This is a genomic window from Fodinibius sp. GM21 (assembly GCF_058386955.1).
The window spans coordinates 1-14,978 of sequence record NZ_JBYEIQ010000009.1 but is presented as its reverse complement, the minus strand read 5'-3'; the positions used below and the strand labels follow the sequence as shown (position 1 = coordinate 14,978).

30 protein-coding genes are annotated in these 14,978 nt (G+C 41.0%); all 30 read right to left on the bottom strand.

All coding sequences use genetic code 11. The annotated features are described in order from the left end of the window. Positions 1-260: 260 nt before the first annotated feature. Positions 261-734 (bottom strand): 50S ribosomal protein L17, encoded by a 474-nt coding sequence (rplQ, locus tag ACT3IB_RS15400; protein WP_491539909.1) that lies wholly within the window; start codon positions 732-734, stop codon positions 261-263. Between the two features lie 17 nt (positions 735-751). Further along, positions 752-1,732 carry a DNA-directed RNA polymerase subunit alpha gene (locus ACT3IB_RS15395; protein ID WP_491539908.1) on the bottom strand — a complete coding sequence of 327 codons (981 nt, stop codon included), beginning with the start codon at positions 1,730-1,732 and terminating at the stop codon, positions 752-754. A 31-nt stretch (positions 1,733-1,763) separates the two neighbouring features. Next, entirely contained in the window at positions 1,764-2,369 is a 606-nt protein-coding gene (rpsD, locus tag ACT3IB_RS15390; RefSeq protein ID WP_491539907.1) for a 30S ribosomal protein S4, read from the bottom strand. A gap of 22 nt (positions 2,370-2,391) precedes the next feature. Then, a complete protein-coding gene (gene rpsK, locus ACT3IB_RS15385; protein WP_342523665.1) occupies positions 2,392-2,790 on the bottom strand; it encodes a 30S ribosomal protein S11 in 399 nt (132 codons plus the stop codon). A 17-nt stretch (positions 2,791-2,807) separates the two neighbouring features. Continuing rightward, complete coding sequence (gene rpsM / locus ACT3IB_RS15380; protein WP_322574024.1) at positions 2,808-3,188, bottom strand: 30S ribosomal protein S13; 381 nt, start codon at positions 3,186-3,188, stop codon at positions 2,808-2,810. 18 nt (positions 3,189-3,206) lie between these two features. Further along, a complete protein-coding gene (gene rpmJ, locus ACT3IB_RS15375) occupies positions 3,207-3,323 on the bottom strand; it encodes a 50S ribosomal protein L36 (protein WP_095607755.1) in 117 nt (38 codons plus the stop codon). A 26-nt stretch (positions 3,324-3,349) separates the two neighbouring features. Next, complete coding sequence (gene infA / locus ACT3IB_RS15370) at positions 3,350-3,568, bottom strand: translation initiation factor IF-1 (protein ID WP_095607754.1); 219 nt, start codon at positions 3,566-3,568, stop codon at positions 3,350-3,352. 2 nt (positions 3,569-3,570) lie between these two features. Then, on the bottom strand, positions 3,571-4,377 hold the full coding sequence (gene map / locus ACT3IB_RS15365; protein ID WP_491539906.1) for a type I methionyl aminopeptidase: 807 nt from the start codon (positions 4,375-4,377) through the stop codon (positions 3,571-3,573). A 1-nt stretch (position 4,378) separates the two neighbouring features. Continuing rightward, the gene (secY, locus tag ACT3IB_RS15360; protein WP_491539905.1) at positions 4,379-5,686 is read right to left on the bottom strand and encodes a preprotein translocase subunit SecY; all 1,308 of its coding nucleotides are present in this window, start codon (positions 5,684-5,686) and stop codon (positions 4,379-4,381) included. Between the two features lie 27 nt (positions 5,687-5,713). Next, a complete protein-coding gene (gene rplO, locus ACT3IB_RS15355; protein WP_491539904.1) occupies positions 5,714-6,178 on the bottom strand; it encodes a 50S ribosomal protein L15 in 465 nt (154 codons plus the stop codon). Between the two features lie 31 nt (positions 6,179-6,209). Continuing rightward, positions 6,210-6,734 carry a 30S ribosomal protein S5 gene (gene rpsE, locus ACT3IB_RS15350; RefSeq protein ID WP_491539903.1) on the bottom strand — a complete coding sequence of 175 codons (525 nt, stop codon included), beginning with the start codon at positions 6,732-6,734 and terminating at the stop codon, positions 6,210-6,212. 12 nt (positions 6,735-6,746) lie between these two features. Further along, positions 6,747-7,115 (bottom strand): 50S ribosomal protein L18, encoded by a 369-nt coding sequence (rplR, locus tag ACT3IB_RS15345; protein ID WP_491539902.1) that lies wholly within the window; start codon positions 7,113-7,115, stop codon positions 6,747-6,749. 15 nt (positions 7,116-7,130) lie between these two features. Then, complete coding sequence (gene rplF / locus ACT3IB_RS15340; protein ID WP_491539901.1) at positions 7,131-7,688, bottom strand: 50S ribosomal protein L6; 558 nt, start codon at positions 7,686-7,688, stop codon at positions 7,131-7,133. An 18-nt stretch (positions 7,689-7,706) separates the two neighbouring features. Beyond that, on the bottom strand, positions 7,707-8,099 hold the full coding sequence (gene rpsH / locus ACT3IB_RS15335; RefSeq protein ID WP_491539900.1) for a 30S ribosomal protein S8: 393 nt from the start codon (positions 8,097-8,099) through the stop codon (positions 7,707-7,709). A 20-nt stretch (positions 8,100-8,119) separates the two neighbouring features. Continuing rightward, positions 8,120-8,389, bottom strand: coding sequence for a 30S ribosomal protein S14 (gene rpsN, locus ACT3IB_RS15330; RefSeq protein ID WP_441001432.1), 270 nt, complete (start codon positions 8,387-8,389; stop codon positions 8,120-8,122). A 20-nt stretch (positions 8,390-8,409) separates the two neighbouring features. Continuing rightward, positions 8,410-8,961, bottom strand: coding sequence for a 50S ribosomal protein L5 (gene rplE / locus ACT3IB_RS15325; protein WP_491539899.1), 552 nt, complete (start codon positions 8,959-8,961; stop codon positions 8,410-8,412). Between the two features lie 14 nt (positions 8,962-8,975). After that, positions 8,976-9,329 (bottom strand): 50S ribosomal protein L24, encoded by a 354-nt coding sequence (gene rplX, locus ACT3IB_RS15320; protein WP_491539898.1) that lies wholly within the window; start codon positions 9,327-9,329, stop codon positions 8,976-8,978. Positions 9,330-9,343: 14 nt separating this feature from the next. Next, entirely contained in the window at positions 9,344-9,712 is a 369-nt protein-coding gene (gene rplN / locus ACT3IB_RS15315; protein ID WP_491539897.1) for a 50S ribosomal protein L14, read from the bottom strand. 24 nt (positions 9,713-9,736) lie between these two features. Next, entirely contained in the window at positions 9,737-10,000 is a 264-nt protein-coding gene (gene rpsQ / locus ACT3IB_RS15310) for a 30S ribosomal protein S17 (RefSeq protein WP_491539896.1), read from the bottom strand. Positions 10,001-10,008: 8 nt separating this feature from the next. Further along, positions 10,009-10,212, bottom strand: coding sequence for a 50S ribosomal protein L29 (gene rpmC, locus ACT3IB_RS15305; protein WP_095607741.1), 204 nt, complete (start codon positions 10,210-10,212; stop codon positions 10,009-10,011). 22 nt (positions 10,213-10,234) lie between these two features. Continuing rightward, positions 10,235-10,657 (bottom strand): 50S ribosomal protein L16, encoded by a 423-nt coding sequence (gene rplP / locus ACT3IB_RS15300; protein ID WP_095607740.1) that lies wholly within the window; start codon positions 10,655-10,657, stop codon positions 10,235-10,237. A gap of 21 nt (positions 10,658-10,678) precedes the next feature. Next, positions 10,679-11,416: a 30S ribosomal protein S3 gene (gene rpsC, locus ACT3IB_RS15295; protein WP_095607739.1), complete on the bottom strand. Its 738-nt coding sequence runs from the start codon at positions 11,414-11,416 to the stop codon at positions 10,679-10,681. Between the two features lie 11 nt (positions 11,417-11,427). Next, entirely contained in the window at positions 11,428-11,802 is a 375-nt protein-coding gene (gene rplV / locus ACT3IB_RS15290; RefSeq protein ID WP_491539895.1) for a 50S ribosomal protein L22, read from the bottom strand. Positions 11,803-11,808: 6 nt separating this feature from the next. Beyond that, positions 11,809-12,108 (bottom strand): 30S ribosomal protein S19, encoded by a 300-nt coding sequence (gene rpsS / locus ACT3IB_RS15285; RefSeq protein WP_491539894.1) that lies wholly within the window; start codon positions 12,106-12,108, stop codon positions 11,809-11,811. A gap of 6 nt (positions 12,109-12,114) precedes the next feature. Next, positions 12,115-12,954 (bottom strand): 50S ribosomal protein L2, encoded by an 840-nt coding sequence (gene rplB / locus ACT3IB_RS15280; protein WP_491539893.1) that lies wholly within the window; start codon positions 12,952-12,954, stop codon positions 12,115-12,117. Positions 12,955-12,968: 14 nt separating this feature from the next. Then, entirely contained in the window at positions 12,969-13,259 is a 291-nt protein-coding gene (rplW, locus tag ACT3IB_RS15275; protein WP_491539892.1) for a 50S ribosomal protein L23, read from the bottom strand. Further along, a complete protein-coding gene (gene rplD, locus ACT3IB_RS15270) occupies positions 13,256-13,903 on the bottom strand; it encodes a 50S ribosomal protein L4 (protein WP_491539891.1) in 648 nt (215 codons plus the stop codon). The genes rplW and rplD overlap by 4 nt, the downstream gene beginning before the upstream one ends. Positions 13,904-13,916: 13 nt before the next feature. Then, a complete protein-coding gene (gene rplC, locus ACT3IB_RS15265) occupies positions 13,917-14,549 on the bottom strand; it encodes a 50S ribosomal protein L3 (protein ID WP_491539890.1) in 633 nt (210 codons plus the stop codon). 19 nt (positions 14,550-14,568) lie between these two features. Continuing rightward, positions 14,569-14,880 carry a 30S ribosomal protein S10 gene (gene rpsJ / locus ACT3IB_RS15260; RefSeq protein ID WP_095607732.1) on the bottom strand — a complete coding sequence of 104 codons (312 nt, stop codon included), beginning with the start codon at positions 14,878-14,880 and terminating at the stop codon, positions 14,569-14,571. 14 nt (positions 14,881-14,894) lie between these two features. Next, the coding region (locus ACT3IB_RS15255) for an EF-Tu C-terminal domain-related protein (protein ID WP_491539888.1) at positions 14,895-14,978 on the bottom strand (84 nt) is incomplete at its 5' end.

Here is a 14,978-nt window from a genome sequence, read left to right as displayed (position 1 = left end):
CATCGGCTCCGATAACTCGGAGCTGACAAGGGCTCGACGTGCGATCGTCTGTATGTTCTCAGTCTGTCAAAGAACGAGTCCTCTTTAAATTTTTCAGCCTTCAGAGGTTGTTTTAGCGACTTTTGTTACTGTCGCTAACTTTTGTTTCAAGGCGGTGCAATGATAAGAACTTATACCCTATAAAACAAATTTTATTTCAATTAATTTCACTTTATATGAGGCATAAGCTACCTAACTATTACCGTAGAAATTCAGGTATGTTATTCTTCTTCAGAAGCTAATTCTTGTTTTTTCTGAGCTTCTGAAGAAGTAGTACTCTTGGATTTTCCGGCTCGGCGTGTACCCTTTTTCTTTTGAGTGTCTATTGGTTTTATATCGTTATAGTCAACCAATTCAATAACACCCATCTGGGCATTGTCGCCAGATCTATATCCAAGTTTTACAACCCGAGTATATCCACCAGGGCGATCCATAGCCTCTTTTGCAACTTCATCGAAAAGATGTGTAACCGCAGCTTTGTCCTTCAGTTTAGAAAATACCTGTTGTCGATTATGGGAGGTATCTTCTTTGGCCTTAGTTATTAGAGGCTCAACAAATGTTCGGAGCTCTTTGGCCTTAGGTACTGTCGTTACTATTCTATGTTCTTTAATTAAAGCTACAGAAAGCGCACTTAGTGTTGCTTTACGATGCGATGGTGTTCTACCGAGTTTTCTACCTTTATTTAAATGACGCATTTCTTTTTATAATACCTTTATGAGTTATCTAAATACTTTGTTACATCCATTCCGAAATGCAGATCTTTACCTTCAATTACTTCAACCAATTCTGCCAATGACTTCTTGCCAAAGTTTCGGAATTTTAACAAGTCTTGTTCATCTCTGGCTACCAATTCACCGATAGTGTTAATGTTAGCCGATTTCAAGCAGTTATAAGAACGTACACTTAAGTTCAAGTCTTCTATACTTGTTTTCAACAAGTTTTTAATACGCTGCTTTTCTGCATCAACCTCTTCTTCTTCTTGTGTAAATGGTTCATCAATTTCCTCAGTAATGAACTTTTCAATGTGCTCTTTTAAAATTTTACCTGCTATAGTAAGAGCTTCTTTTGAGTTTATTGAACCATCAGTCGTGATATCCATAACTAACTTTTCGTAGTCGGTACGCTGACCAACACGAACATTATCCACATCAAATTGTACCTGTTTGATCGGTGTGTAAATGGCATCAATAGGAATAAGACTTACATCCTCTTCGGTATCTACATTCTGTTCCTCTGCTGGTACGTACCCACGACCTCTGCCAACATGCAGTTCCATTTCAATATCTGCATCTTCAGCCATTGTAGCAATAAGCTGATCAGGATTGAGTACCTCATAATCAGCCGTTGCCTCTGAAATATCTTTGGCCGTAAGTGCTCCTTCTCCAGACTTTGAGATATGAACAATACCACTGCTTTGTTCAATCTGCTTAAATCGAACCTCTTTAAGGTTGAGGATGATTTCATAAACATCCTCTTTTACACCATCAATACTGGAATATTCATGCTCAACCCCATTAATTTTAACAGCATTGATAGCAATTCCCGGTAGAGAAGAAAGCAATATTCTTCGAAAGGAGTTACCGATCGTAACTCCAAAACCTCGTTCCAATGGTTGCAAAATAAAAGTACCAAAGGTATCAGTTGCTTCTTCAACCTCAAGCGGTTCGGGCATCTGTATACTATAATTACTCATATTAATCGCGTTATAAACTAATTAATTTAAATTACTTAGAGTAGAGCTCAACGATAAGCTGTACATTAATATTTTCTGGAATTTCTTCCATCTCGGGCACATTTAAAAATTTGCCCTGCATATCTTTCTTATCGATTTCTATCCACTTGTATTTACTGGAAGGAGCGTGTTGTAGAGACTCATTGATAACTTCCAAAGTCTTAGATTTTGGCCGTACACTTACCACATCACCAGGCTTAAGCTGGAAGGATGGGATATTCACAACCTCACCATTAACAACTATATGCTTATGGCTCACCAATTGCCTAGCCTGCCGACGCGTTCTTGCAAAGCCTAAACGGTAAACAGTGTTATCAAGACGGCTTTCAAGAAGTTGCAACAGAATTTCACCTGTTACACCATCTTTCGCATTTGCTTTGTCAAACAGATTTGAAAACTGCTTTTCAAGCAAACCGTAAGTATATTTTGCTTTCTGCTTTTCCTCAAGCTGAATAGCATATTCTGATTTTCTCGAATATCTGGATCGACCGTGCTGGCCAGGTCCATATGGTTTTCGCTCCAGCGCCTTGCTGGGACCAAAAATTGGTTCTCGAAAACGTCTTGCTTTCTTTTGTTTTGGGCCTCTGTATCTTGCCATGATAAACTAATAATTTACTTCGTTATACTCTTCGTCGTTTAGGTGGTCTGCAGCCGTTGTGAGGAATAGGAGTACGATCTTTAATTGCCGTAACTTCCAATCCACTTGATGCTAAAGCACGAACTGCGGCTTCACGTCCAGATCCGGGACCTTTAACAAAAACCTCAACTCTTCTCAATCCCATTTCATAGGCTGCAGTTGCTGCCGTTTCAGCACTCAATTGTGCTGCATACGGTGTATTCTTTCGAGATCCTTTAAAACCTTCTTTACCAGCTGATGACCAAGAAAGTGCATTCCCATCAGCATCGGTAACCGTTACCAGGACATTATTAAAAGTTGCCTTGATAAAAGCCATTCCATTGGGATCTGAAAGCTGCTTTCGTCGTTTCTTCTTTGCAGATTTTCGTTGTCGCTTTGCCATTTAATTATCTCGTTTAATTATTTTCGAGGTGCTGATTTCTTACCTGCAACGGTGCGTCGTTTCCCTTTCCGGGTACGTGCATTAGTTTGAGTACGCTGTCCTCGTACGGGTAATCCTTTACGATGACGATTACCACGATAAGAACCAATCTCAATTAACCGTCGTATATTGGCTTTCACCTCACTTCGTAATGCTCCTTCTACTTTATACTCATTGTCAATCTTTTGACGGAGCTTCGATACTTCTTCATCGGTCCAATCTACAACTTTGGTGTCGCGGTCAATTTCAAGCTCATCAAGAATGTCTTGAGCAGTTGACCGGCCGATACCATGGATGTAGGTCAGACCTATTTCACCGCGCTTATTTTTAGGTAAGTCTATTCCAGCAATTCTAGCCATAAAAACTATCCGAATTAATTATCCTTGCCGCTGCTTGTGGCGTGGATTTTTCTTGTTAATTACATAAACACGACCATTGCGTCGTACAATTTTGTCGTCTTCGCTTCTTTTCTTTACTGAAGATCGAGTCTTCATAATACTAAACTCTTTTAAATTAGAATTTATTTGTAACGGTATGTGATACGTCCCTTCGTTAAATCGTAGGGAGACATTTCCACAGCGACTCGGTCGCCGGGAAGAATTTTAATATAGTACATTCTCATTTTTCCGGATACATGAGCTAGTATCTCGTGCCCATTATCCAGTTCTACGCGAAATTGTGCATTAGGTAATGCTTCAATAATTTCGCCATCTTGTTTAATTGGCTCTTCTTTAGCCATTGCTAAATATCTGCGTTTATTCGACTTTTCGTTATCTCTCTAATATAATCAAAAGTACTTAAAATTTCAGCTTTTCCTTCTCGTACTACAATATCATGTTCATAATGTGCAGAGACTTTTCGATCGGCTGTAACAACCGTCCAGCCATCGTCCAAAGTTTCCACTTGCCAAGAACCGAGTGTAATCATTGGTTCTATTGCTAGTGTCATGCCGGATCGGAGACGCTCTCCTCGACCCGACTTTCCGAAATTCGGAACCGAAGGATCTTCATGGAGCGACTTTCCAAGACCATGACCTACCAGATCTCTGACCACTCCAAACCCTTCCTTCTCACAATGACTTTGCACAGCTTGTGATATATCACCTATTCTGTTACCGTGCACAGCCTTCTTAATTCCTTTGTATAATGATTCCAGCGTTGCCCGTAATAAACGAATTTTCTCGTCTTCACATTCACCAACAGCGAATGTATAAGCATGGTCGCCGAAGTATCCATTTTTTTCAACACCGCAATCAATGGAAACAATATCGCCTTCCTTCAGCTCATGTTTATCACTGGGTATACCATGTACGACTTCTTCATTAATTGATATACATAGCGTTCCCGGGAATTCATTCCCTTTTGGTCCATACCCTTTAAAAGCAGGTCGACCATTATTTTTTTTAATATATTCTTCAGCAATTCTGTCAAGCTTTCCCGTTGTAACTCCAGGTTCAATATATTTTGCAACCTCACCCAGCGTACGAGAGACAATCTGAGCGCTTTCGCGCATTTTATCAATTTCAGATTCGCTTTTCAAAAAAATCATTTTACGCTCTACGCCGCCCTTTCATCTTACCAGTTTTCATAAAGCCATCATAATGACGCATCATTAAGTGGCTTTCAATCTGTTGCAAGGTATCAAGAGCTACCCCAACGATAATTAACAAGCTGGTTCCACCATAAAACAGGGCGAATCCAGGTGTAACTCCCATTCTGGCGACAATTGCCGGCATAATCGCTATAATTGCCAAGAAAATAGAACCTGGCAGTGTTACCTTTGTCAAAATATTATCAATAAACTCGACAGTTTGATTACCAGGACGAACACCCGGTATAAATCCTCCTTGACGTTTCATCGTATCTGCCATTTCACGAGGATTAACTGTTATAGCTGTATAGAAGTATGTAAAGAACACAACAATGATCCCAAAGATAATGGAATAGGTGATGCCTGTAAAATCACTCGACCAAGCAGTCAACATCTGCACCGTTTCATTATTAGGAAAAAACGTCCCAATCGTACTTGGAATAAACATAATTGATTGTGCAAAAATAATCGGCATAACACCAGCAGCATTCAACCGGAGTGGCAGGTATTGTGTCGTACCTCCATACACCTTACGACCTACAACTCTTTTCGCATATTGCACAGGAACTTTACGCACGCCTTGAGTCAACAACACACAAGCTGCAATTACAAGAACTAATGCTGCAATCTCAACGATAACAATGATGAGATTCCCCTTGGTTGTTACTTCGTTAATCAAACTTGCAGGTAAGCGGGCGATAATACCAATCATAATGATGATTGAAATACCGTTACCAATACCGCGGTCAGAAATTCGCTCACCCAACCACATCACAAAAGTAGTACCCGCTGTCAATATAATCATTGAGGTAAGTACAAAAGTAACATTACTTACCACAATAGCATTTGGCGATGTTGCCATCAGGTTTATTGCAAAACCTATAGACTGTATCAACGTAATTCCCACAGTACCATAGCGAGTAAGCCTATTGATTTTCCGCCTACCTTCCTCACCTTCGCGCTGCAATTTCTGAAAATAAGGAACTACCGCGCCCATCAACTGAATAATAATAGCGGCAGTAATGTAAGGCATGATTCCAAGTGCAAATACCCCTGCACGTGAAAAAGCACCACCCACAAACATATCAAATAGCCCCAGAAGACTTGAAGCGTTTCCAGACTGTTGGGTTAATTGAGCAGCATCAACGCCAGGAAGGGTTACGAAACTCCCTATGCGATAAACCATCAGGATACCGATGACATAGAAGATGCGATTCTTCAGCTCTTCTATCTTAAAGATGTTGCGAAAGTTTTCAACTAAACTCATTTAGAAGGTGGCTTATCTATTATTTAATTATTGACTATTCTTTACAAACGTGATGTTTCCACCGGCCTCTTCAACCTTTTCCTGAGCAGATTTACTGGCGTTATGAACTTCAATGTCTATTGATGCTTCGATATCACCATCACCAAGTAATTTTACCAGATCATTCTTCCCTGCAAGTCCAGCATTGCGAATATCTTCAAGAGTTATATTCTCTTCAAGCTTACCATGCTCGACAAAAAGTTGAATTGTGCCCGTGTTAACAGCTACATATTCCTTTCGGAATTTGTTATTAAATCCCCACTTAGGAACCTTTCGCTGTAAAGGCATTTGTCCACCTTCGAACCAAAATTTTTCTTTAAAGCCACTGCGTGAACGTTGACCGTTGTGACCCTTTCCAACAGTATGTCCACCTCGGCCCGAACCTTGACCACGACCAATACGTTTGGCCTTTTTCTTGTTGGGTTCAGGAGCGTTTAAATTACTTAAATCCATTTTCTTATCCTGGTTAAATTCCTTAGATCTATTAGCCTTCAAATACTTTATTCAAAGATACTCCTCTGCGTTCAGCAACTTCAAAAGGATCAGTCAAATTCTTTAATCCATTATAAGTAGCTTTGACCATGTTATGAGGATTTGATGATCCTACCGATTTTGTAAGAATATTTTCCAATCCGGCGATATCAAGTAACGCCTTAACAGGTCCTCCGGCAATAACACCGGTACCCTCAGATGCCGGACGCAGCAGTACTTCACCAGCTCCTTCCTTTCCGGTAATAGTATGGTAGATACTGCCGGTCTTTGTCATCGGCACTCTAATAAGATTTTTCTTAGCATTATCAAATCCTTTCTGGATGGCATCGGAAACTTCGTTGGCTTTGCCAAGACCGTGTCCTACAACACCGTCTTTATTGCCAACAACCACAATGGCATTAAAACTAAAGCGTCGGCCACCCTTTACCACCTTGGAAACCCGGTTAATATGAACCAGTTTCTCTTCTAGGTTAAGATTTGTAGGCGTTATGTTATGTCGTCTTCTTACTTTTGGCATAATTATTCTTATTTAAAAGTCTAAACCTCCTTCGCGAGCACCCTCTGCAAGGGCTTTAACAACGCCGTGGTATTTATAACCACCTCGATCAAATACAGCTTTTTCGATTCCTTTATCATCAGCAAGCTCTGCTAATCTCTTACCAACTAAATTAGCAGCTTCTTTCTTGCTTTTGTCTTTAACTTCATCTTCAATTCCTTCAGACTCAGTTGAAACTCCAGCCAAAGTATGTCCCAAACGATCATCAACAAGCTGTGCATACACATGCTTATTGCTTTTATATACCGATAATCGTGGACGCTCGGCTGTACCTTTAATTGTTGATCGAATACGGCGACGTATCCTATCGCGACGTAGTGTTTTTTTAATATTCTTATCCATCGTAAATAATTCCTATTAAGCTTTAGCAGCAGATTTACCAGCTTTTCTACGGACCCATTCGTCAACATATCGAATACCCTTACCTTTGTAAGGCTCCGGGGGACGCAATGAGCGTATTTTAGCGGCAACCTGTCCGACTAATTCTTTGTTAATTCCAGATACAATCACCATCGGATTCTTTTTTGTCTTTGTATCCACTTCAAGATCAACTCCGTCTGGTGCTACAAAGTAGATTGGGTGAGAAAAACCCAATTGCAATTCAAGAACTCCGTTACTTAAAGATGCACGGTAACCAACGCCAATGATTTCAAGCTCTTTTTTATATCCTTCTGATACACCAATCATCATATTGCTGATCAGAGATCGATAGAGCCCGTGTAGTGAGCGATCAATTTTTTGCTCACCGGTTCTATTGACGATCAACTCACCGTCTTTTTTCTCAATATTAATACTGGGGTCCATCTGCAGTGTATCACTGCCCTTTTCCCCTTTCAGGGTGACCACATTATCAGCATCAATGCTAAACTCAACATCTTCTTTTAATTCAATCGGTTGATTTCCGATACGAGACATAATTCTATTACCTTATTTTTAATAAACAGTGCACAATACTTCGCCACCCACCTTAACTTTGCGGGCTTCTTTATCAGTCATTACTCCGCGTGAAGTTGAGAGTATAACAATTCCCAGTCCATTAAGTGCTCTGGGGATGTTATCTGCTCCACAATACTCACGAAGTCCCGGTTTGGAACGACGCTTCATTTTCTTAATAACCGGTTGACCATAAGCATCGTATTTTAAAAACAGGCGAAGCATTCCCTGTTTTCCATCATCAATATTGATAAACTTATTAATGTAACCTTTATCCAAAAGGATTTTGGTCATTGCACGCTTCAACTTGGACGCGGGAATATCGACCCGCCGGTGTCCAGCTTGTTGAGCGTTACGTATTCTTGTTAAATAATCTGAAATTGGATCAAACATAGAAGTTCTTCGTTAAAATGTTACCAACTTGCTTTTCGTACGCCGGGAATCTTCCCGTCGAGTGCAAGTTCACGAAATTTAATTCGAGAGATACCATACTTGCGAATATAGCCGCGACAGCGTCCTGTTAAATTACAGCGATTGTTAACGCGTGTAGGACTTGCATCACGAGGAAGCTTTTGCAGCTCTTCCCATTTGCCTTCTTCTTTAAGCTTTTTTCGCTTTTCGGCGTATTTCTTTACCGTTCTTTTTCTTTTTTCGTTACGTGCTATCCAAGCTTTCTTAGCCATAATTGTATATGCTTGTTGATTTAATTTCGTTTCTGAAACGGCATTCCAAATTCCTTCAGCAGAGCATAAGCTTCTTCATCACTCTCAGCTGTTGTGACAAATGTAATATCCATTCCATGAATATTGTCAACATCATCGGTATTAATTTCAGGAAATATTGTATGCTCTTTTACACCGAGCGTATAATTTCCCCTGCCGTCAAAACTTTTGTCGGGTACTCCTTGAAAGTCTCGTGTTCTTGGAAGCGCAAGATTAATCAAACGATCAAGAAACTCATACATCTTCTTCTTCCGTAGAGTAACCTTGCAGCCAATAGGCATTCCGTCTCTTGTTTTAAAATTTGAGATGGATTTCTTTGCCTTAGTGGTTACCGGCTTTTGCCCGGTAATCTTAGCAAGGTTGTCGGTAACAGTATCTAATACTTTCTCATTCTCTACTGCTTCACCAACACCACTGTTGATTACAATCTTTTCGAGCTTAGGAACAGCCATTACGTTTTCGTATTCGAACTGTTCCAATAGATTTGAAATAATTTCGTCTTTGTACTGTGTATAAAGTCTTGCTTCTGACATTCTATAATTACTTCTTATTTATCAATGATCTCGCCACTTTTTTTTGCGTATCGTACCCATCGGCCACCACTGTCATCTTCAATTCGCTTTCGGCCAATACGGGTAGGTTCTCCTGTTCCGGGATCTAAGACCATCACATTTGATACATGTATTGCAACTTCTCGTTCAATACGACCTCCCTGCGGGTTTTCCTGGGTTGGCTGATCGTGATGGACCCGCATATTGATACCTTCAACCAATACGCGTTCCTTTTCGGGAAATACTGCCAAAATACGACCTTCTTTCCCTTTCTCGTTACCAGCAATTACTTGCACTTCATCGCCTTTTTTAACGTGTAATTTCTTTTTCTTGTTTTTAGTACGTGGCATAATAAAATTCTTTTTTAAAGCACTTCTGGAGCAAGTGATACAATACGCATGTAGTTGCGCTCACGAAGTTCGCGAGCTACCGGTCCAAAGATTCGTGTACCAACCGGCTCACTTTCTTTATTAATGATGACGGCTGCATTCTCATCAAAACGAATGTAACTGCCATCCTGACGACGTATCTCCTTTTTAGTTCTCACTACTACAGCATTCACCACTTCTCCCTTCTTAACATTACCACCAGGGATTGCAGTTTTTACTGAGCAGGAAATAATATCGCCTATTCTTGCGTATCGACGCTTTGAGTCTCCAAGAACTTTAATGCACTTGAGCTGACGAGCGCCGCTGTTATCAGCAACATTTAATTGTGTTTGTGCTTGTATCATTGCAGATTCCTAAAATATATCCAGTTATTTTGCTCGTTCAATTATGTCTACAAGACGCCAAGACTTCCGCTTTGAAAGCGGACGGGTTGACATGATATGTACCAAGTCACCTTCATTGGCCTCATTCTTTTCATCATGGGCCATATACTTAGTCGTCTTTGTAATATATTTTCCGTAAATCGCGTGTTTTACTTTTCGGTCTACAGCAACTGTAATGGTCTTATCCATTTTATTGCTTACCACGCGACCTTTTCGTTCTCTTCGTTGTACTCGTTCAGTTTGTGCCATTGTGTTAATTATTCAGCACTTTCTTGTTGTTTTTCAGTAATGATCGTATGAATTCGGGCAATCTCACGGCGTGTCATCGTAATACGCGCGGGATTTTCAAGCTGACCGGCAATTGCACGGTTAAATTTCATATCCTGCAACGCCTGCTTTTCATCATCCAGCCGGGCCTTCAATTCAGCAATTGATTTATCTCGTAGTTCGTGTGCTTTCATGATTTATCAAATACCTTGTTAATTAAGGTCCATCGTAATCACGACGAACAATAAATTTCGTTTTAATGGGAAGCTTGTAATCTGCTCGACGCATTGCTTCCCAGGCCAAATCCTCAGGTACACCAGCAATTTCAAATAGAATACGACCGGGTTTTACTACTGCTACATATTCCTCAACTGCTCCCTTCCCCTTACCCATACGTGTTTCTGCGGGTTGGGCAGTTTTAGGCATATCCGGAAATATTCGAATCCAGGTTTGACCATCACGCTGCAATTGACGAGCAATTGCAATACGGCACGATTCAATCTGCCGGGAAGTGATGTACTTCGGCTCCATTGCCTTTAGACCAAAATCGCCATATGCAAGCGTATGTCCACGTTGCGCAGTCCCTTTGAGGCTGCGTCGATGCTGCCTGCGGCGTCGTACATTTCTTGGTTCTAACATGACTCTTATTTATTTACAGTATTAATTCTTATTTCTTCTACGTCGACGAGATCGGCGCTTGCCACCTTTTCCTCGTCTTCCTCGCGAATCATCCTTTTGCTGGGTATGAGCATCTCCGGGTGTCAACTCAATATCACCGAGTATTTCACCTTTGAAGATCCAAACCGTAACACCAATTGATCCGTAAATAGTATTTGCTGTGGTATTATAATAGTCGATGTCGGCACGCAATGTATGTAATGGTACACGTCCTTCACGATATTGTTCGGTACGTGCCATTTCAGCTCCACCTAATCGACCGGCACAGCGAATCTTAATTCCTTCGGCGCCCATACGCATTGCAGAGGAGATGGCTGTTTTCATTGCACGTCGGAATGAGATCCGAGCCTCAAGCTGTTGTGCAATATTTTGAGCAACCAAACTTGCATCCGTTTCGGGGCGTTTTATTTCACTTACATTAATTTGAACTTCCTTGTCAGTAATTGTTTTAAGCTCTTCGCGCAGAAGTTCAATCTGTTCACCGCCTTTCCCAATTATAACACCGGGTCGACTGGTTTTAAGTGTAAGTAGTATTCGTTTTGGTGTACGTTCGATTATGACTCGAGAAAGCCCTCCATTTTCAAGACGCGTATGCAAATACTCGCGCAACTTCGTGTCTTCATACAAAATTTCAGGTTCATTCTCTTCGGAATACCAATTGGAATCCCAACCGCGAATGATACCGAGTCGTAAACCTACTGGATGTGATTTCTGTCCCAAGGTATTATCGTTTATTGATTAACTAATTCTTTGTTATTAGCCACAACAACCGTGATGTGACTTGTACGTTTGCGTATCTGATTAGCACGGCCCATTGCTCTTGGCTGTATGCGTTTCAGTGTCGCACCTTCGTTTACAAAAATTTCCGAGATGTAAATCTCTTGGTTATCAAGTCGGGCCTCCTGAAACTTATCGCGAATGTTTGCCGCCGCCGACTTTACAACCTTCGCTACTTCATCAGCAGCCCCTTTATTAGTAAATTCAAGTTTCTTTAGGGCTTTATCTACACGATCTCCTCTCACAGAATCAACAACTAAACGTACTTTACGAGGCGATCTGCGAAGATGTTTTTGTGTAGCTTTTGCCTTTAAGGTTTCTTCAGCCATAATACTTTATTGTCCTGGTTTTTTCGGTGCTTCACGCGTTGCTTTAGACTTCACTGGGTGTCCACGAAATGTTCGAGTAGGAGCAAATTCTCCCAGTTTGTGGCCCACCATTTCTTCAGTAATAAAAACGGGTATAAACTGCTTCCCGTTATGAACAGCTAATGTCAATCCAACGAAATCAGGCGTAACCATAGAGCTACGCGACCATGTTTTAATGACATTCTTTTTGCCGCTTTCATTCATTGCATCGATCTTACGCTGCAACTTATAATATACGTAAGGTCCTTTTCTTAGCGATCTTGGCATAACTAATTACTTTTTAGACTTTTTACGACTTCGAACGATGTATCGGTCCGAAAGTTTCTTTCGTTTTCTTGTCTTCAATCCTTTAGAAGATTGCCCCCAAGGTGAGCGTGGATGCCCACCGGAAGCTTTACCTTCACCACCACCCATTGGGTGATCAATCGGGTTCATGGCAACACCACGTGTATGGGGCCGCTTCCCCTTCCAGCGATTTCGTCCAGCCTTACCCATTGAGGTATTAAAGTGATCAGGGTTGCTGGTTGATCCGACTGTTGCAATACAGTTGCCTAAAATCATGCGGACTTCACTGGATGGTAACTTAACAGTTACATACCGATCTGTCTTTGCAACCATTTGTGCCGATGTTCCGGCACTTCTGCATAGTTGCGCTCCTTGTCCCGGATGCAACTCGATATTGTGAATAAATGTACCAGGTGGCATGTGCTTCATTGGCATAGCGTTACCAACATCAGGCTCAACCCCTGTTGTACCACTAATAATAGTATCCCCAACACTCAACTTATTAGGAGCAATAATATAGCGTTTTTCTCCATCAGCATAAGCTAAAAGTGCGATGCGTGCTGATCTGTTGGGATCGTATTCAATTGTTTGAACTTTAGCAGGGATGTCGTGCTTATCACGATTAAAATCAATCTGACGATAGCGACGTTTATGACCTCCACCACGATGGCGCGAAGTCATCCGTCCCTGCTTATTTCGTCCACCTGATTGACCTTTACCCTTTACAAGCCGTTTAACAGTCGGCTTGCTCACGGTCACATCATCAAACACAGGTGAAATTCTGTGCCTGGAACCAGGTGTAGATGGTTTTGATTTCTTAGTAGCCATTGAACTATTAGTTTCTAAATTTCGCTAAAGAAGTCTATTTCGCCTTCTTTAAGAGTTACAATTGCTTTCTTCCAAACTTTCTCTCGGCCAACAATATAACCACTTTGAGTATATCGACCTTTAGGCTTAGAAGGCATAATCATCGTATTAATCTTTTTAATCTTCACATCCGGATATCTATCAATCACAGCTTGTTTGATATCCGCTTTTGAAGCATGTTTATCTACTTTAAAAGCATACTTACCTTCTTCCTGAAGCCGAGTAAGTTTTTCTGTAATTAATGGTTTTTGTAATACTTGTTTCATGCTACAACCTCCTCAGCAGATTCAATTGATCCTTGTAGTACTTCTAAAGCACTTTTTTGAATTAGAATAACATCATTATCTAGAATCTGATAGGTCGTTGGTTTATCTGCTTCCAATACATTTACATTTGGAATATTTCGAGCAGATTTATAAAGCACTTTATCAGTGTTTGCAGTCAATATAAGAACCTTTTGCTCCTCTATATCCAGACTCTTAAGAATATCAGCAACCTTCCGCGTCTTGGGCTCATCGAATGTGAAATCATCTATGAGCTTAATAGCCTCATCAGCCGCCTTCGCAGACCATGCTGATTTGCGAGCCAAACGCTTGGTCTTCTTAGACATTTTTAACGAATGATCTCGGGGACTTGGTCCAAAAACCGTTCCACCACCTTTCAAAAGCGGGGATCGTATGGAACCACGGCGAGCTTGACCGGTTCCTTTCTGGCGATAAGCCTTTCGCCCACCACCACGGACCTGTCCGCGTTCTTTTGTATTGGATGTTCCCTGGCGTTGATTCGCCATATACCGGCGAACATCTTCATAGATAGCAGTTTCATTAGGCTCGATTCCAAAAATAGAATCAGCCAACTCAATCTGATCTCCGCTATCTTTACCTTCAGTTGTTAATATCGGAAGCTTCATTGCTAATTATCTCTTACTGTCTATTGTAAATTTCAACAAATCGTCCATTTGGACCGGGTATAGAACCAGTAACCATCATCAAATTTGATTCACTAAATATCTTAGCAATTGTCAAATTCTTGATCTTATTACGTTCATTACCACTTCGGCCGGCCATCTTAATTCCAGGAAATACTCGAGCCGGATCAGATGCCTGACCAATTGAACCCGGATGACGTTGCCTGTCGTGTTGGCCGTGTGTCGCTTCGCCGACACCACTAAAGTTGTGTCGCTTAACCACACCGGTAAATCCTTTCCCTTTGGATATACCAACTACATCAACATTGTCACCGATGCTGAAAACATCTTCAATATTCAACTCATCTCCGAGTTCAGCATTTTCAGGAATAAAGTCTCTAAATTCCTTGATATATTTCTTTGGTGTCGTTCCAGCCTTTTCAAAATGTCCTTGCAACGGTTTTGAGGTACTTTTCTCCTTTTTATCAAAAGCAGAAAGCTGTACAGCTTTGTACCCATTTTCCTTATTTGTTTTGATCTCCGTAATAACATTGGGATCAACTTCAATAACCGTTACGGCATAGTTCTTACCATTGTCATCAAAGACATTGGTCATGCCAATCTTTTTTCCTATTAAACCACTACTCATTGTTCAGTGATTGTAAATGTTACACTTTAATTTCTACGTCCACACCAGAGGGCAACTCCAGCTTCATTAATGCATCTACAGTTTGCGATCCTGTTGAAAGAATATCGATCAAACGTTTGTGAGAACGATATTCAAACTGCTCACGGGCAGTCTTATTAACATGAACAGATCGGTTCACTGTAATAATATTCTTCTTCGTCGGAAGCGGTATCGGACCCGATACCACAGCTCCCGTTGATTTTACTGTCTGAATTATCTTTTCAGCCGATTTGTCGATCAAATTGTGATCGTACGACTTAAGTTTAATTCTGATTTTTTGTTGAGTAGCCACTTATCAGAACTTTTTTATTCTATAATTTCAGTTACAACACCGGCGCCTACCGTGCGGCCGCCCTCGCGGATCGCAAAACGCAGACCTTCTTCCATCGC

Coding starts and splice junctions, on each gene's coding strand:
- rplQ (WP_491539909.1), bottom strand. CDS start 734: ATGCGTCATTTAAATAAAGGTAGAAAACTCGGTAGAACACCATCGCAT.
- ACT3IB_RS15395 (WP_491539908.1), bottom strand. CDS start 1,732: ATGAGTAATTATAGTATACAGATGCCCGAACCGCTTGAGGTTGAAGAA.
- rpsD (WP_491539907.1), bottom strand. CDS start 2,369: ATGGCAAGATACAGAGGCCCAAAACAAAAGAAAGCAAGACGTTTTCGA.
- rpsK (WP_342523665.1), bottom strand. CDS start 2,790: ATGGCAAAGCGACAACGAAAATCTGCAAAGAAGAAACGACGAAAGCAG.
- rpsM (WP_322574024.1), bottom strand. CDS start 3,188: ATGGCTAGAATTGCTGGAATAGACTTACCTAAAAATAAGCGCGGTGAA.
- rpmJ (WP_095607755.1), bottom strand. CDS start 3,323: ATGAAGACTCGATCTTCAGTAAAGAAAAGAAGCGAAGACGACAAAATT.
- infA (WP_095607754.1), bottom strand. CDS start 3,568: ATGGCTAAAGAAGAGCCAATTAAACAAGATGGCGAAATTATTGAAGCA.
- map (WP_491539906.1), bottom strand. CDS start 4,377: ATGATTTTTTTGAAAAGCGAATCTGAAATTGATAAAATGCGCGAAAGC.
- secY (WP_491539905.1), bottom strand. CDS start 5,686: ATGAGTTTAGTTGAAAACTTTCGCAACATCTTTAAGATAGAAGAGCTG.
- rplO (WP_491539904.1), bottom strand. CDS start 6,178: ATGGATTTAAGTAATTTAAACGCTCCTGAACCCAACAAGAAAAAGGCC.
- rpsE (WP_491539903.1), bottom strand. CDS start 6,734: ATGCCAAAAGTAAGAAGACGACATAACATAACGCCTACAAATCTTAAC.
- rplR (WP_491539902.1), bottom strand. CDS start 7,115: ATGGATAAGAATATTAAAAAAACACTACGTCGCGATAGGATACGTCGC.
- rplF (WP_491539901.1), bottom strand. CDS start 7,688: ATGTCTCGTATCGGAAATCAACCGATTGAATTAAAAGAAGATGTTGAG.
- rpsH (WP_491539900.1), bottom strand. CDS start 8,099: ATGTTTGATCCAATTTCAGATTATTTAACAAGAATACGTAACGCTCAA.
- rpsN (WP_441001432.1), bottom strand. CDS start 8,389: ATGGCTAAGAAAGCTTGGATAGCACGTAACGAAAAAAGAAAAAGAACG.
- rplE (WP_491539899.1), bottom strand. CDS start 8,961: ATGTCAGAAGCAAGACTTTATACACAGTACAAAGACGAAATTATTTCA.
- rplX (WP_491539898.1), bottom strand. CDS start 9,329: ATGCCACGTACTAAAAACAAGAAAAAGAAATTACACGTTAAAAAAGGC.
- rplN (WP_491539897.1), bottom strand. CDS start 9,712: ATGATACAAGCACAAACACAATTAAATGTTGCTGATAACAGCGGCGCT.
- rpsQ (WP_491539896.1), bottom strand. CDS start 10,000: ATGGCACAAACTGAACGAGTACAACGAAGAGAACGAAAAGGTCGCGTG.
- rpmC (WP_095607741.1), bottom strand. CDS start 10,212: ATGAAAGCACACGAACTACGAGATAAATCAATTGCTGAATTGAAGGCC.
- rplP (WP_095607740.1), bottom strand. CDS start 10,657: ATGTTAGAACCAAGAAATGTACGACGCCGCAGGCAGCATCGACGCAGC.
- rplV (WP_491539895.1), bottom strand. CDS start 11,802: ATGGCTGAAGAAACCTTAAAGGCAAAAGCTACACAAAAACATCTTCGC.
- rpsS (WP_491539894.1), bottom strand. CDS start 12,108: ATGCCAAGATCGCTAAGAAAAGGACCTTACGTATATTATAAGTTGCAG.
- rplB (WP_491539893.1), bottom strand. CDS start 12,954: ATGGCTACTAAGAAATCAAAACCATCTACACCTGGTTCCAGGCACAGA.
- rplW (WP_491539892.1), bottom strand. CDS start 13,259: ATGAAACAAGTATTACAAAAACCATTAATTACAGAAAAACTTACTCGG.
- rplD (WP_491539891.1), bottom strand. CDS start 13,903: ATGAAGCTTCCGATATTAACAACTGAAGGTAAAGATAGCGGAGATCAG.
- rplC (WP_491539890.1), bottom strand. CDS start 14,549: ATGAGTAGTGGTTTAATAGGAAAAAAGATTGGCATGACCAATGTCTTT.